Origin of the sequence: Pontibacillus marinus BH030004 = DSM 16465 (assembly GCF_000425225.1) — a bacterium.
GTDB classification, from domain to species: Bacteria; Bacillota; Bacilli; order Bacillales; family BH030062; genus Pontibacillus; species Pontibacillus marinus.
The window spans coordinates 54,987-69,343 of sequence record NZ_AULJ01000001.1; the positions used below are offsets into that span (position 1 = coordinate 54,987).

18 protein-coding genes are annotated in these 14,357 nt (G+C 37.4%); 13 read left to right on the plus strand and 5 right to left on the minus strand.

What is annotated here, in order from left to right; translation table 11 throughout:
• Positions 1–30: 30 nt before the first annotated feature.
• The 3 genes from H514_RS0100350 (at position 31) to H514_RS0100360 (ending at position 1,921) form a co-directional block, all read left to right on the plus strand.
• Positions 31–435 carry a hypothetical protein gene (locus tag H514_RS0100350; RefSeq protein WP_027445160.1) on the plus strand — a complete coding sequence of 135 codons (405 nt, stop codon included), beginning with the start codon at positions 31–33 and terminating at the stop codon, positions 433–435.
• A 141-nt stretch (positions 436–576) separates the two neighbouring features.
• A complete protein-coding gene (locus tag H514_RS0100355; RefSeq protein WP_027445161.1) occupies positions 577–1,101 on the plus strand; it encodes a sigma-70 family RNA polymerase sigma factor in 525 nt (174 codons plus the stop codon).
• Positions 1,091–1,921 carry a hypothetical protein gene (locus tag H514_RS0100360; RefSeq protein ID WP_027445162.1) on the plus strand — a complete coding sequence of 277 codons (831 nt, stop codon included), beginning with the start codon at positions 1,091–1,093 and terminating at the stop codon, positions 1,919–1,921. Before H514_RS0100355 ends, H514_RS0100360 begins: the two co-directional genes overlap by 11 nt.
• Positions 1,922–1,985: 64 nt before the next feature.
• On the opposite strand, the gene H514_RS0100365 is transcribed toward H514_RS0100360, so the two are convergent.
• Entirely contained in the window at positions 1,986–2,411 is a 426-nt protein-coding gene (locus tag H514_RS0100365) for a YndM family protein (RefSeq protein ID WP_027445163.1), read from the minus strand.
• A 141-nt stretch (positions 2,412–2,552) separates the two neighbouring features.
• Here H514_RS0100365 and H514_RS0100370 point away from each other — a divergent pair, with 141 nt between their 5' ends.
• The 6 genes from H514_RS0100370 to H514_RS0100395 all read left to right on the plus strand — a co-directional run bounded on the left by H514_RS0100370 (position 2,553) and on the right by H514_RS0100395 (position 7,092).
• Positions 2,553–2,951 carry a hypothetical protein gene (locus H514_RS0100370; protein ID WP_027445164.1) on the plus strand — a complete coding sequence of 133 codons (399 nt, stop codon included), beginning with the start codon at positions 2,553–2,555 and terminating at the stop codon, positions 2,949–2,951.
• 129 nt (positions 2,952–3,080) lie between these two features.
• Positions 3,081–3,740, plus strand: coding sequence for an HAD hydrolase-like protein (locus H514_RS0100375; RefSeq protein WP_027445165.1), 660 nt, complete (start codon positions 3,081–3,083; stop codon positions 3,738–3,740).
• 16 nt (positions 3,741–3,756) lie between these two features.
• The gene (locus tag H514_RS0100380) at positions 3,757–4,497 is read left to right on the plus strand and encodes a phosphotransferase family protein (RefSeq protein WP_027445166.1); all 741 of its coding nucleotides are present in this window, start codon (positions 3,757–3,759) and stop codon (positions 4,495–4,497) included.
• A gap of 191 nt (positions 4,498–4,688) precedes the next feature.
• Positions 4,689–4,940 carry a hypothetical protein gene (locus H514_RS0100385; RefSeq protein WP_027445167.1) on the plus strand — a complete coding sequence of 84 codons (252 nt, stop codon included), beginning with the start codon at positions 4,689–4,691 and terminating at the stop codon, positions 4,938–4,940.
• A 91-nt stretch (positions 4,941–5,031) separates the two neighbouring features.
• Positions 5,032–5,661: a LysE family transporter gene (locus tag H514_RS0100390; protein ID WP_027445168.1), complete on the plus strand. Its 630-nt coding sequence runs from the start codon at positions 5,032–5,034 to the stop codon at positions 5,659–5,661.
• A gap of 99 nt (positions 5,662–5,760) precedes the next feature.
• Entirely contained in the window at positions 5,761–7,092 is a 1,332-nt protein-coding gene (locus H514_RS0100395) for an amino acid permease (protein WP_036841486.1), read from the plus strand.
• 30 nt (positions 7,093–7,122) lie between these two features.
• Here the strand turns inward: H514_RS0100395 and H514_RS0100400 are convergent, their stop codons facing one another.
• Both H514_RS0100400 and H514_RS0100405 read right to left on the minus strand, forming a co-directional pair.
• Positions 7,123–7,932: a DUF2935 domain-containing protein gene (locus H514_RS0100400; RefSeq protein WP_027445170.1), complete on the minus strand. Its 810-nt coding sequence runs from the start codon at positions 7,930–7,932 to the stop codon at positions 7,123–7,125.
• Positions 7,933–8,002: 70 nt separating this feature from the next.
• Positions 8,003–8,839: an MBL fold metallo-hydrolase gene (locus tag H514_RS0100405; protein WP_051254939.1), complete on the minus strand. Its 837-nt coding sequence runs from the start codon at positions 8,837–8,839 to the stop codon at positions 8,003–8,005.
• Positions 8,840–8,995: 156 nt separating this feature from the next.
• Between H514_RS0100405 and H514_RS0100410 the strand changes: the two genes are divergently transcribed.
• Together H514_RS0100410 and H514_RS0100415 are read left to right on the plus strand one after the other, a co-directional pair.
• Positions 8,996–9,424, plus strand: a complete 429-nt coding sequence (locus H514_RS0100410) for a CHASE3 domain-containing protein (RefSeq protein WP_027445172.1) — start codon at positions 8,996–8,998, stop codon at positions 9,422–9,424.
• A 242-nt stretch (positions 9,425–9,666) separates the two neighbouring features.
• A complete protein-coding gene (locus H514_RS0100415; RefSeq protein ID WP_027445173.1) occupies positions 9,667–10,353 on the plus strand; it encodes a hypothetical protein in 687 nt (228 codons plus the stop codon).
• Between the two features lie 12 nt (positions 10,354–10,365).
• Here the strand turns inward: H514_RS0100415 and H514_RS0100420 are convergent, their stop codons facing one another.
• Complete coding sequence (locus tag H514_RS0100420) at positions 10,366–10,773, minus strand: hypothetical protein (RefSeq protein ID WP_027445174.1); 408 nt, start codon at positions 10,771–10,773, stop codon at positions 10,366–10,368.
• A gap of 55 nt (positions 10,774–10,828) precedes the next feature.
• Positions 10,829–11,050, minus strand: a complete 222-nt coding sequence (locus H514_RS22065) for an aspartyl-phosphate phosphatase Spo0E family protein (RefSeq protein WP_036841482.1) — start codon at positions 11,048–11,050, stop codon at positions 10,829–10,831.
• 363 nt (positions 11,051–11,413) lie between these two features.
• On the opposite strand from H514_RS22065, the gene sat reads away from it, so the two are divergent.
• Positions 11,414–12,565 (plus strand): sulfate adenylyltransferase, encoded by a 1,152-nt coding sequence (gene sat, locus H514_RS0100430; RefSeq protein WP_027445175.1) that lies wholly within the window; start codon positions 11,414–11,416, stop codon positions 12,563–12,565.
• 15 nt (positions 12,566–12,580) lie between these two features.
• Entirely contained in the window at positions 12,581–14,356 is a 1,776-nt protein-coding gene (locus H514_RS0100435; RefSeq protein ID WP_027445176.1) for an SLC13 family permease, read from the plus strand.
• The last annotated feature ends 1 nt before the right edge of the window (position 14,357 follow it).

The following is a 14,357-nucleotide window of genomic DNA, read 5'->3' on the forward strand; positions in this document are numbered from 1 at the left end:
CACTTAGGAACTATAAAGGGAGTGGGCAGTATGAAGCAACTTCTATATGTTTTTACTCTAGTAACTCTATTAGTACTAGTATATTCATCAGGTTGTACTGCTACTTACAATAATGAAATGGGTTTTAGGGAATCTTCTCTAAATGATAGTATTCCAATCCCTGAAAAAGCTAAGAAAGTAAAGGATATTAAGAATCCAAGTAACGACAACATAAAAAAAGGTGTTACCTATAGGCTAAACAATATAGGTGGTGATCAAGGAATTACGCCACCTGAAAATTATTTTGAAGAATTAAAGAACCATGGTTGGATCAGGTTAAAACAAAAACAAATGGGGCATGTAAATTTCTTTAAAAACGGTGATCAAGTGATAGCTATCGAGATTCATGAAGATACACTTGACATTTATGAGTTGAAAGAAGATGCGCCTTATTAGAATACATTCAATTAAAATAAGGAAAGGTTATTAGGTTATTAATCGCTATAAAATCGTTTAGGTTTTATAGCTTTTTTTATTCCTAAATGAAACCGATTCATTCCTAGCTTTGTCTAAGCTAGTAGAAGGGAGGTTGGGCACTTGAATGTTGATGAAAAAGAGCGATATTTAAATGAGGCTATGGAACAACATGGTGATTATTTAAAGCGATTAATTTATACATATGTGAAAGATTTTCAGAAGTCAGAAGATATTGTCCAAGAGGTTTTTGTGAAGTTCTATCAAAACCTTGAGAACTTTGAGGGGCGTTCTTCTATCAAAACCTATTTATACCGTATTGCAGTAAATGAGTGTAACAATTATTTAAGAAGCTGGCATTATAGAAAGCTAGAAGTAACAGAAAAGATCAAGAAGATAAAGAAAAGAATTTCAGTAGAAGGTGAATATATACAAAAAGAACAAAGTCAAACTGTAGCCCAGCTAGTTAGTGGATTACCTGTTAAATATCGAGAAGTCATATGGTTATATTACTATGTAGAATTAACGGTACCTGAAATTGCTGAAGTTATAAAATGTCCGGCTAATACCGTGAAAACCCGTTTAGCGAGAGGAAGGAAGTTAGCGAAATTAACAGTGGAGGAGAGTGAGATGGAGTATGAATATTAAAGGTGAATTAGAAAGTTCAATTCCAGATAATATGAAAATGACAGAAAAAGAAAAAGCTACGATTCGACACCGTGTCCATTCCCCTTATTCCTCTAAATGGTCTTGGAAACCGGTATTTGGGTCCGTATTATGTATGATGATCATAGGTGTTTTAATCATTTCCAATATACAATCAATCGAAAAAGGTCAAAATGCTACAATTCCACTAAATATCCCGAGTCCTGTTCATGATGCTCATCAAGTTTCTACTCCACTAACTAAAGAACAGAAGGAACATTATTATGAGCAATATAAAAAGATAATAGATACGGCAATGGAGAAGAAAACAGGGGTTGTGATCAAGGTCCCTTCAATGGAGATGCTTAATGAAAATTCAGATTGGGTCTCACCTGAAATCTATAAAGAAAGAGTTCAAAAAATTGTAGAGGGGCATATACAGAGAGAACGTGAAATGAGAGAGGGTATGTCTGAATATGTTGAACCAGCTGTAACTGAAAATGGTATCTCGGGTAAATCTAAATATTTTTATTTCTCCGGTATTATTAGAGAAATTATCGTTACAGCGCAATTTGATACACAATATAGTGAGGAGCTTGATCGTCAAGTTTTTGTAGGAATAGACAATATTTCTTCTCAAATTGAAAGCCCTGAAGTCATTGATAAAGGCGATTGGGAGCAGACTTCTTCAGATTTTTCTTTAGTAGATGGTAGCAGAACCTACAGTATTCAGATTGAGGGAGTCTTTTCGTATAATTCAGCAACATATGAAAAAGCCTTCACAATTGAATTTCACTGTGATGAAAATGGTAAGATCTATTGAAGAACGATTGCAAGTTCTAAGAGAGAATCCAGCCCTCCTTTTTTAAATAATGAGGGGCTGGATCTTACTCATCTTCTTCAGGGTATAACTCTTCAGCCGTTTCCGTTTGATAATTTAAACGGGCTGGCTTTTGACGTTCTTCTTCATTAAAATCCATATTTGTTTCGACGTAATAATGAAAATAGAATTCAATTATGGTCACTCCAATAGAGGCGATCAATGAGGTGAAAACAAGATTTCCCCCAACTGTGAGTGCATCACTCATCCAATAGATGATAATGTATGATAGACCAAAGTCCGCAATGGAAGCGACATAGTTATTGGTTTTAGGCAATATCAACATATCTCCTGCGATATAGGAACCAGCCACTAACACGAGTGTGGTTAGGAATACGTTGCCAAAGGACATTCCGTATCCTGCACCTAAAATAAGGTATAATCCGATAAGGGAAGCGATCCATTTCACTGCCAAAAGTTTTACATGATTCATTTCATCACTCCTCATCGTATATGTTTTGTTTAGTATGCTTGAAGTATGTATGGTGAAGGTGATGACGACAATTTGAAAATTAGTTTCATGTAACTTTTGCTCCTTAATGACGTCAAATAATGGTAAAGGGAGTGGGGATTCATGCACAAAGCGCTACTAACGATCGCATCACTTTTCATGTTTGCTTTTTTAGCTGGGTGCGGATTGGAACAAAAGTCATTCTCACAGTTTTATGAAGGAGACCTGAGTGAGGTAACGAAGGTCGTCATCACCGATGGAAATACGGGTTATAAGAAAGTTGTTGAAAAAAAACCTAAAATTCAAGCCTTACTCGAGCAAATTAAAGATGTACAGTTCATACCTGATGAAAATCAGGAAGAACGAACTGGTTTTAATTACTCTATATCTCTATTTGAAAAAGGAGAAAGTACATTTCAATTTGGCCTAACAAAAGTAAATGATCATTACTATCATACCGAACCTGATTTATATCCGATCATAGATCAATTTTATAAGCAATTAAAAGTGAAAAAAGAATAATTTGAAAAGAGGCGTAAATCAGAATGGTTACGTCTATTTCGTTATTTAAAAAGTTACTTTAGTTAAATAATCCAGGTTTATCTGCTAAACTTTGGAAGATAGTCAGTTGTTAATAGGGAGAGGAACCTAATGGCACAAGCAATCATTTTTGATATGGATGGAACACTATTTCAAACAGATAAAATACTCGAATTATCACTAGAAGATGCATTTAACCGTTTACGAGCACAAGGTGAATGGGATATAGAAACACCGATTGATCAATATCGAGAAATTATGGGGGTGCCGTTACCTAAAGTATGGGAAGCCTTGCTACCGCATCATTCGATTGAAGTCAGAGAACAAACAGATGCTTATTTTCTCGAAAGATTACTCGAGAATATAAAAAGTGGTAAAGGTGCTTTGTACCCTAATGTTAAGGAGGTTCTCAGCCACTTGGTGGACCATGAATATTCCATTTTTATAGCTAGTAATGGGTTAAAGGAATATTTAGAGGCGATCGTAAGCTATTATCATTTGGATCAATGGGTGACCGAAACGTTTAGTATTCAGCAAATTGATTCGTTACATAAATCAGATTTAGTAAAAAGTATTATGGATAAGCATCAAGTTACGAATGCAGCGATTGTAGGAGATCGGCTATCGGATATTAAAGCGGCAAAAGATAATGGACTCATCTCGATTGGATGTAATTTTGATTTTGCTAGAGAGGATGAACTTGCTCAGGCGGATATGGTGATTGATGATTTGAGTGAGTTGGAAACCGTATTACCAAAAAGAATCAACTAAAAGGGAGAGGGAAGTCGTGGGTTTAGGTTCTCCAATTGCAAAAGGGAATACAGCAATGATCTACCTTCAGGACGAGAAGATCGTTAAGGTATATAATCATGATTTACCGAACTCGGAATCTCAAAATGAAGCCTTCAAACAAAGATATGCTTATTCGTGCGGACTATCTGTACCAAAGATATTAGACATTACGAAAATAGAGGGAAAACAAGCACTCGTGATGGAGTATGTGAAGGGAACAACTATGGGGGATCTTCTATTTAATAATAAGGGTCAAGCCAAGTACTATTTAGATCTCTCAATTGATATTCAACAAAACATACATAGCAAACCAGCTGATGTTCTTGAACCTATGACCGAGAAGCTAGAGAGGCAAATCCGTTCAGCTCCTTATATAGCAAGTGGAGTGAAAACAGCCTTAATTGAAAAACTTCATTCAATGTCGTTTGAAAATCGGTTATGTCATGGAGATTTTCATGTGTATAACTTAATCTTATCCGAGGACAACGTAACCATTATTGATTGGGTGGATTCGAGCGCTGGGGATATTCGGGCTGATGTATATCGATCCTATCTTTTGTATTCTCAGGTGTCTGAAGAGTTAGCTGAACTGTATGTCAGTCGGTATTGTGAAAAGAGTGGACTGTCTAGACGTGACATGTTTGAATGGGCTCCGATTGTAGCGGCCGCTAGGTTGGCGGAAAATGTATCGACAGAGGATAACGAGCGGCTTTTGGAGATAGTTGAAGGAGATTAAGTTAATTGAAAAGTTTATATTAGATCAAATGCCGTATCAGTTTCTTCATTGTGATACGGCATTTTTTTGACTAAGATTCTTAGTACCATGGTAGCTTATGCATAATTGAAAACTGCATAAAACTAAAGGAATCACAAACGATAAAATATAAAACATGATCTAAAAACCTAAGGAGAAAAGGAGGTATTAGCATGAGTGATGACTTACATGATTTAAAAAAAGAATTATTGCATGCGGAAGAAGCTGTGGGACGATCTCAGGAGGGGAATGCTGGCTTTGCTGAAGCGCAAGCTAGTGTGAAGCAAGCGGAAGAAAAGCTTTCTGATGTTCAGAAGCTTCAGGGGAATGAAACTGAAGCAAGTAAGAAAGAATTACAACGAGATCAAGATTTACTTCGTTTAATTAGAGAAACGAATGAAGCAGTAAATAGCCGCCGTTCTTAACATTGAAGAGGGCCGCTAACCAGAGTTCTATATCAAATGTTTTCGAATATAAATGTGGTACAAGCTATATTGAACTCTGGGAGTGGATGTTTTGGCTATTTTTTTAAGCTATGTTTTTCTTGGATTGTCGTTAGGTGCACCAATAGGTCCGATTAATGCAGCTCAAATTAATCAGGGAATTAAAAATGGTTTTTTTCATTCGTGGTTTATAGGACTTGGATCGATTTTAGCAGAATTATTCTTTATTTCAGCGGTGTTCTTTGGTGTCGTACACTTTTTAGAGACGGAATTTGTTAAGACATTTTTGTGGTCCTTCGGTGCTTTTGTACTGATCTATACAGGGATTGAAAGCATGCATCAATCACAAAAACTAGAACAAACACGTGATGGTGGGAAGGATTCTGTTTTTAAAGCATTTTTTTCTGGCTTTTTGATATCGATAAGTAATCCGTTATCTATCTTGTTTTGGCTAGGGATATACGGATCTGTTCTTGCCAATACCATTCATAAGTATGACAATGAACACTTGATTCTATACGGGGCAGCAATCATCCTTGGCCTCATGCTTTGGGATGTATTTATGGCTTCTGTTTCAAGTGGTTTTCGAAATTTTTTAACCGATCGTATGTTAAAAGGCATATCTAATGTTACCGGATTGTCTCTTTTATGTTTTGGCATTTACTTTGGATATCAGGCTATTGTGTTACTCTTTTTTAGCTAATCCCTAAAGCCACCAGTTCTGCTAAGACTTCCTTAAAATAAGTGCCACCAAACTGTACAACCTATAACAGACGAATTAAAAGTTAAGGTGGCATACATCATGAGTCAGTCAGATTCGGGTAACACAACGTCTTCATCTCTAAAATGGTGGCAGCTATCCTTAGCAGGAATCGGCTGTACAATTGGAATCGGATATTTTCTTGGGTCAGCGATCGGAATTAAATTAACTGGCCCTTCTTTTGTGTTCTCGTTCTTTTTAGCGGCAATTGGAACCTATTTTGTTTATAACGTCCTGGCCAAAATGACAGTAGAGGACCCACAGGAAGGTTCTTTTTGTTACTATGCCTACAAAGCATTTGGAAGATGGGCGAGATTTGGCTGTGGGTGGAACTTTTGGTTCTCCAATATCCTGATCATGGGGAGCCAACTAATTGGATTAGCTCTACTTACACAGTTATGGTTTCCAAACATTCCACTATGGGTTTTCTCAGCCATATATGCAGCATTGTCCATTGTCGTTGTATTGCTTGGGACGGATGGTTTCGATAAGGTTGAAGATATTTTAGCAGTTATTAAAACAGCAGCTATTTTCATGTTTATTCTTATCGGAGGTCTTGTAGTTTTCGGAGTAGTAGCAGATGAACCAGTAACCGTGAACGATTTACCTTTATCATCAGGTGAACTTTTTATAGATGGTTTTACAGGGTTTTGGTCTTCTCTTATTTATGCTTTCTACGCATTTAGTGGCATTGAAGTGATTGGGATCATGGCGATTCGATTGAAAAAGAAAGAGGATGCGCCTAAGGCAGGGAAAATCATGCTGGGGCTTCTTACTGTGATCTATGTTCTATCTATAATGATTGCAGTCCTCTTAGTTCCAATTGAATCCTTTAGTCAGGATGAAAGCCCGTTTGTCACGGCTCTACAGGATTACACGTTTTCCATTTTTCCAGTCCTATTTAATGGCGCCATTATAATTGCAGGATTTTCAACGTTAACTGCTGCTTTATTTGGTGTCACTACGTTATTGGTTACATTAGCCAAAGACAAGGATGCTCCATCTTTATTTGCGAAAAAGCTGAAGCGGTACAAGGACTTGCCGATTTACTCAATTGCGCTTGGTGCTGCTGGTCTTTTCCTGTCTGTCATTACTGCATTATTGCTTCCAAATAAAATATATGAGTACATCACTACAGCTGCAGGGATATTAATTTTGTATAACTGGTTCTTTATTATTATGTCTGCTTTTAAGATATTAAAAATGACCATGTATATGAAGGTGGGCAGTTCAGTGGGGATACTTCTCATTTTACTGGCTGTTAGTGGTACAGTAATGGATGAAACGATTCGGCCAGGTTTGTATCTCAGCTTCCTTTTAACTGGGGTTATCTGTGCGGTAACATTTGTGATGAATAGGAAATGGAAACATTAAAAACCCCACATGGTTAGTGGGGTTTTTAGGTTAATAAGGATCATTTGTACGAGGCTTTCCAGGATCACAGTCCGGAAAGTCAGTTTTTGTGGACTCTGCTAATTTATATAGATAATAGCACTCTTCTCTTGCCATATGATCAACCATTAAGCCGGAGAAGGTTCCAAGTACTTTTTCCGAAAGCTCCATTTCCTCAAGCTCCCGAAGAAAACCCTTAAATAAACGCATTTCCACTTCGACATCACTATTGAAACGATGGAGAGCAGGGAACTCACTTAGGTTCGTGCGCAAGTATCCTGTGAGTTCAACGGCTTTTAAGTAAAACTGCTCAAAATGTTTGGTGAATTCGCTACTTTTCTCTTTTAGCCGCTTTTCGACTCCATCCAGTTCATCATTGATGGCTCCAGCATGGCCGCTAGCATCAAGGAGCCATAGCATATGGTGATGTAACTCATGGAAAATGGGGGGCACCTCACCTTTATTTAGATAGCTGATCACAAGTAAGTATTCATCAAGTTCATTCACCATATGATTGATAAAAGTTGGAGGTAGGTGGATTCCAACCTTCCCCTGTAGTTGGTCTTCCATTATGTTCAGCTTGAACTGCCGCATCTGTTTGACTATGCCTTCAACTTCTTTGGAGAACTGCTTAAAATCACTCACATTTCCTTCACGAACGGACGTTAAGTATTGATCGAAAACAGTGACGAACTCTTTTGCCTGATTAATCTTTTCGGTTTCAGATGGATATAGTGAATCTCGAATAAACCTCGCATGGTCCCCTAACACTTGCAGCCAGAAGGTGTGTTCAAACACAGCGCTGTCCTGATAATTTTTCATTCTTTCCCTCCCATCTTAGATTCCTATAAATATATATGAGAGGGGAGGGGGGAAAAGAAGATTCTTTTGGTTAATGTGGGCGGTCTTCTGGCGTAGCTTTTTCATAAAAGTTATCGAGCAAATCTTTTAAGGAAGCTCTTAGTTCTTCACCTTCCATCGACATACCGTGCCCAGTGACTGCCTTTTTTGGAGATAAGGCAGCTAACTCCTCGATCGAGTGTTTGGCTTTAATCCAGTCTGATGTGAAATACCTTGGTGGTCCGCTGATGTGTTTGTTTTGTGTGATTACGTTGTATAAGGACTCTTGTTTTACCGTTACAAATGCATCACCTGCAATAAGAAATCCATCTTCTTCACGGAATAGGGAAATATGTCCTTCTGTATGTCCTGGTGTGTGAACCCATTTCCATCCGGCCATTTCTGGGACTTCCCCATTGCTTGGGAGCTTTCTTACATTCTTTGAAATATCAATGCCGTGATTCGGAAACATGGGGGACATGCTACTGACTAACCCTCCGCCAGCTTCTGGATTCCCCTTTGGATAGTTCTTCTTACCGGTTAAGTAGGGTAGTTCTTGTTCATGAGCATAAACCGGAACGTCCCATTCTTCTAATAAAGGTTCAAGCGCTCCAACATGGTCGAAGTGCCCATGTGTCAAAATAATAGCCGCTGGTTTCCCTTTGTTTTCAAACCGTTCTTTCGCCACATTTATAATGTCTTCTTTCGCATGGGGCATCCCTGCATCAATTAATACCCATTGATCTGAAGTAGCCTCACCATAGAAAAATACATTAACAATTTTGTTGACGTATTGGTAAAGGTCTTCGACTACTTCTTCTCCAAAGCCATTTTTTAAGCTGAAAACGGGCAGGTGGCTTTCAGAGAAATCATTATCGATCTGTTTCATGTCATCATCCTCCTTGTATTAGAATTTGCCTCGAGGATTTAAATATGTATGAAGGAATTTTTCTTGTGTGAAAATTTGGTTGTGAATCGTGTGGGGGTTTGAAATAATTGGTATAAATTGTTTGTATTCACCTACATAGACAAGGGGGGAGATCATTTGAAGAAGAAAATCATTTTAATTTTGTCTTTAATAGTTTCAATTTCCATAGCGGTTTATAGCTACAATTATTGGTCTAGTTATCAAGAAAAATCAATGATAGAAGCGGTCGATGTGGAAGAGGATGATATTGATGCGATATACTTTTTCCCTTCAGAAAAGTCAGACGTGTCAGGAGCTGTAAAAGACGAAGAAAGCATCCGTGAATTTGTTTCATTTTTGGAAAGTTATCAAGTGAAAAAACTCAATAAAAGAGGACATACATGGGAAGATGATAAGCTCTTCTTATCGTTCATAAAAGAGCATGGAAGTATATGGATAAAAGCAGAACAGGATCTCTTCCGAACAAATCAAGCCTATTATCAAGTGTTAAATGGGCCGATTGATATGGAGTGGGTTCGAGAATTTAAGTCAGCGCAGATCGACTAGCTACACATCCCGACTTAAGTACTTAGCAAAATTCACTCCCACATACGTCATGATAGAGCCGGCATGCAATACTAGTATGGGTCCGCCGTATTCGATATCAAGTGGTATGGGGATAATCAACAATAGAAGTAAGTAAAAGAAAAATTTATACATAGAGAATCTGTCCAATCTATAAGTCTATTAGTAGTATAGTAGAGGATGGTTGGATTGAAAAGAATAGTGTATAAACCTGGGGGAATAGGATGAAACGTAGTTATTTATTTTTACTGTTGGGCCTTGCAATAGCCATTCTCGTTTTTGTGGAGAAAAAGGCAGGAGCGATGGAGATTACCTATGATGAAGCGGTAGAAAGTTATAATGAATATAAAACTGAAGTCAAGAGCTTCGAAGAAAACCCTGATGAAGATAAAATCTTAAAGCTCACAAAAAGAGGAAGAGAACTCACAAAAACGTACGATGCGATCATAGAACATCAAACGTTCGGAAACAACTTATTTAATGTTAAGCCTATACTGAATGAACAGGAAATCAAACATTTAAAGGAGTTAAACTCAAACCTTGAACAATATTATGGAAAGATTGATGAAGCTGTTTTAAAAGAGAAGTATAGCGCTAAAGATCTTGCTCCTTTGATAAAAATAGCGGAGAAAGAAGGTGAGTACCATTCTGGTGGGATCGACATCACGTTTGAGCCTGTAGGTTTTTATGAAATATCGATAGACGGAACATTTCGTGATGAGCATTCTTCAATTATTTCAAGAAAATACTTTATTTTTGAAACGAATCAAGGAAACTTTTATTGGAGAAAGCCAAGCGGTAATCGCATGATATCTTATGGGGAGAATGAAGCAACCGTACGTTTTGATCAAAAGCAATATACGATAAAAGGAAACATTATTCATAAAGGATTTGAGGGGATTGGAGATTGATACGATCCCCATTTATGATGATGCTTCTGTCTCGTATGTCGAAGATGGAAGAGGCGTTTTGACTTCATAAAGATACCCCTCATACATATACATTCCACTTCCCCCATCTAAATGAAGAAGTCTTTTATAATAGCCAACGCGGATAAGCTCTTCATCCTTGTGATAGATCGCTAATGTAAGTTCAGGGTTAGGAAGGTCTATGTTATGGGTTGTCTCCTTATCGGCGCTTTGTAGCTCATCTACGATTTTTTCTATTAATTTTTGATCCGTTACTTCATTCACCAGTTTATCTGTCTTCCGATCAAGAACTTTGATACTTGTAGGAGATTTTCCCTCAAAGCTAAATTCCTCATTTTGATTACACGCACTTACCATGAACAAGGCTAACCCGATAAACAAAACTGAGAAGTGTCTCTTCATAATTGTTCACTCCTTATATCCAATTGGTCGAATATAAGGAGAAGAAGTTACAGAATCATGAAATCTCAGAATAATCATATCGAGAAGTATGAAGGATAGTACTAGCCCCAGAGCGATTTTGGTATTCCGTTATGTACTCATCCAATGTCTTACTTATTTCGAGAGTTTTGGTGTTGCTTATTCCTAAAGTTAAACCAAGTGTGACCATATCATATCTAAGTTTTTCAATTTGATTTTCAAGGTCTTTAGTTGATAAATATTTCAAACGTTGAGTCATCGATTTATCTCCTTATCACATCATGTTAACAAATTTTATTATAGGTTAACATTACTAGTGATAAATTACCATAATTATCTAAGAAGAAAATCGTTAAATGAATAATTAGGACTACAAAAAAGAGTGCCTGACCCCCGGTGCGGTAACGCATTAACGTACTAGGGGTCAGGCACTCTTTTTAGGTAAATTGGCTCAATAGAAAAAATTTTTAAAAAACTCTTCACTTTTTTAGAGTGAAGGTTTTATAATATTAAATTAATACCAACTAAATCTATAGGAATTAGTGGTTTAATGTTTTGTTTCTTTAGAAAAATACAGTTGTTTATGTTTGTTCATATTTTTTTATATTGAGGAGGAGAAGGAATGACAACGAACGTTCATGGTACTCATCTTGTAAATCGAGAGCTAAAAGGAAGTGAAAGACAAAAAGCATTGGAAGACGCTAAGTCATTAAAAAAACTATCCATATCAGCTTGGACGATTTCTGACTTAGAATTAATTGGGATTGGCGGCTTTAGTCCTCTTGAGGGTTTTATGACCAGACAAGATTATGAAAATGTCGTTCATAATATGAGATTAGAAAATGGGGAAATTTGGAGCATTCCTATTACTCTTCCTGTATCGGAAGCACTCGCCGAGAAATATCAAGTTGGGGAAGAAATCGCTTTGGTTGGGGAAGATGAGTTTATCTATGGAACCATGATTATTAAAGATAAATACACCTATGATCAGGAACTAGAAGCGTTAAATGTTTATGGAACAACAGATGAAGAGCATGCTGGAGTTCAAAAGCTTTATGAAAAAGGAAATGTGTACTTGGGAGGGCCAATTACCTTATTAAACCGACCAAATCATGGAGAGTTTCAGGATTTTTACTTAGACCCTGCCGAGACACGTCAATTGTTCGCTGATTTAGGATGGAAAACCGTTGTTGGATTTCAGACCCGTAATCCTGTGCATCGTGCTCATGAATATATTCAAAAAACAGCCCTTGAATCAGTAGATGGGTTACTTTTAAACCCTTTGGTTGGGGAAACAAAAGCCGGAGATATCCCAGCGGATGTTCGTATGGAAAGCTATCAAACGATACTCAAACTTTATTACCCGGTGGACCGAACACGTCTAGTGATTTATCCAGCTGCCATGCGTTATGCGGGACCGAGAGAAGCGATTCTCCATGCAATTGTAAGAAAAAATTATGGATGTACTCACTTTATTGTAGGTCGTGATCATGCAGGAGTAGGTGATTACTATGGCACTTATGATGCTCAAAAATTAATTTCACAATATGAAGATGAGTTAGGCATTACGATATTTAAATTTGAGCATGCCTTTTATTGTGAAACATGTGAAAACATGGCGACGTCTAAAACTTGCCCACATGATAAGGAACATCATATCCATTTAAGTGGGACGAAAGTTCGTGAATTGTTACGAAATGGGGAACGTCCACCTAAAGAATTTTCACGCCCAGAAGTTGCAGATGTTTTAATCAAAGGGATGCAGGAAGTCTAAAGAGGATGTTCCGCTATGAGCTCTGAAATGATTATCGTAATGGTTACTGTTTTACTTATGTTGATCGGGTTAATTTTTGAGATAACCCGTCCTGATTTAATCGTATTAGGTACTCTCTTTTTGTTTATTCTGATGGGGTTTGTATCACCAGAGCAAGCCTTGGCTGGATTCTCTAATCCAGGAATGCTGACCATTGCGTTGTTATTCATTGTCGCGAAGGTGTTTGAAAATAGTGGTTTGATCGAGAGATATATGAAAAGGTTTTTAGAAAAATCAAATACGAGTACAAGTGCATTGGCTCGAATTGTGGTTCCCATTTCAGGTGTATCAGCGTTCTTAAACAATACACCCATAGTGGTTACGTTAACGCCAATTATTCAAAATTGGGCTACGAAGCATAACTTATCTCCATCTAAATTTTTAATTCCTTTATCATATGCAGCAATTATGGGTGGGACGGTCACACTTATGGGAACGTCAACAAATCTTGTTATTCATGGCTTACTATTAGACTTTAATACGTCAGGTTTATCCTTTTTCCAATTAGCCCTTGTTGGTATACCTGTAACACTTGTTGGTTTATTGTATTTAATATTTTTCGCTCCTAAACGATTACCGAATCATCCTAGTTTAAAAGCTAGAATGAACGAAAATACAAAAGACTATTTAAGTGAGCTAATCGTTTTAAGTGATTTTCCTTATATAAATCGTACTGTTGAAGATGCTGGCTTACGTAATCTTGAGGGAATATATTTAATCGAAATTATAAGGAAAGCAGAAAAGATATCCCCTGTAACACGAAAGACTCTGTTACAGGAGGGAGACCGCCTCATTTTTACAGGTAAGATTGGTACAATGGCCAATTTGCAAAAACGAAAAGGATTGCAATTCGATACAGGTACAGACTTAACATTGGATGATCTGAAAAACGGTAAAACGAAACTGCAGGAAATCGTCATCTCTCACCAATCTACTTTAACGGGTAAAACCATTAAAGCAAATCGGTTTCGAAACGTGTATGATGCAGCAGTTATTGCTGTCCATCGAAATAATGAACGAGTAAAAGGAAAAGTCGGAGATATAGCCCCGAAAGCTGGAGATGTTTTGTTATTAATAGCCGGAGAAGAGTTTGAGAAGAAAAGCAATGAACAGCATGACTTTTATGTCACTTCGCATATGGATAGCCAACCATTCCATGAAAGTGAATCGAAAGGTTGGTGGGCATTAGCGATTCTAGGAGTCATGATTTTACTTGTCACATTTCAAGTATTATCGATCTTCAAAGCCATGGCCCTTACAGTAGGTCTTTTCCTAATCACCAACATGATTACGATTAAAGAAGCTAAATCTGCATTACAGTTTCAGGTCCTGTTGCTTATTGCGAGTGCAATAGGGATAGGAAACGTGATTATCGAGACTGGAACGGCGAAGTGGATGGCCAATCAATTAATCAGTCATTTAGCACCTTTAGGCACATTAGCTATTCTTCTTGCCATTTACATTTTAACGAATATATTTACCGAATTGATCACGAATAATGCAGCCGCTGTCATTATGTTTCCCATAGCATTCGAGGTTGCAAAGGATGCAAATATTGAGCCAATCGGAATGGCAATCATGGTTGCGATGGCTGCTTCAGCTAGCTTTTTATCCCCAATAGGTTATCAGACTAACTTAATTGTTTATGGTCCTGGAGGATATAAATTCAAAGATTATACGCTAACGGGTTTACCATTAACGATTATAGCCATGGTGATCACCGTAGGCATCGTTTACTTTCAATTTGCATAGG

Excerpts from the sequence above, each read along its gene's own strand:
- H514_RS0100350 (WP_027445160.1), top strand. The coding sequence starts at position 31 with ATGAAGCAACTTCTATATGTTTTTACTCTAGTAACTCTATTAGTACTA.
- H514_RS0100360 (WP_027445162.1), top strand. The coding sequence starts at position 1,091 with ATGAATATTAAAGGTGAATTAGAAAGTTCAATTCCAGATAATATGAAA.
- H514_RS0100365 (WP_027445163.1), bottom strand. The coding sequence starts at position 2,411 with ATGAATCATGTAAAACTTTTGGCAGTGAAATGGATCGCTTCCCTTATC.
- H514_RS0100370 (WP_027445164.1), top strand. The coding sequence starts at position 2,553 with ATGCACAAAGCGCTACTAACGATCGCATCACTTTTCATGTTTGCTTTT.
- H514_RS0100375 (WP_027445165.1), top strand. The coding sequence starts at position 3,081 with ATGGCACAAGCAATCATTTTTGATATGGATGGAACACTATTTCAAACA.
- H514_RS0100385 (WP_027445167.1), top strand. The coding sequence starts at position 4,689 with ATGAGTGATGACTTACATGATTTAAAAAAAGAATTATTGCATGCGGAA.
- H514_RS0100395 (WP_036841486.1), top strand. The coding sequence starts at position 5,761 with ATGAGTCAGTCAGATTCGGGTAACACAACGTCTTCATCTCTAAAATGG.
- H514_RS0100400 (WP_027445170.1), bottom strand. The coding sequence starts at position 7,932 with ATGAAAAATTATCAGGACAGCGCTGTGTTTGAACACACCTTCTGGCTG.
- H514_RS0100405 (WP_051254939.1), bottom strand. The coding sequence starts at position 8,839 with ATGAAACAGATCGATAATGATTTCTCTGAAAGCCACCTGCCCGTTTTC.
- H514_RS0100415 (WP_027445173.1), top strand. The coding sequence starts at position 9,667 with ATGAAACGTAGTTATTTATTTTTACTGTTGGGCCTTGCAATAGCCATT.
- H514_RS0100420 (WP_027445174.1), bottom strand. The coding sequence starts at position 10,773 with ATGAAGAGACACTTCTCAGTTTTGTTTATCGGGTTAGCCTTGTTCATG.
- H514_RS22065 (WP_036841482.1), bottom strand. The coding sequence starts at position 11,050 with ATGACTCAACGTTTGAAATATTTATCAACTAAAGACCTTGAAAATCAA.
- sat (WP_027445175.1), top strand. The coding sequence starts at position 11,414 with ATGACAACGAACGTTCATGGTACTCATCTTGTAAATCGAGAGCTAAAA.
- H514_RS0100435 (WP_027445176.1), top strand. The coding sequence starts at position 12,581 with ATGAGCTCTGAAATGATTATCGTAATGGTTACTGTTTTACTTATGTTG.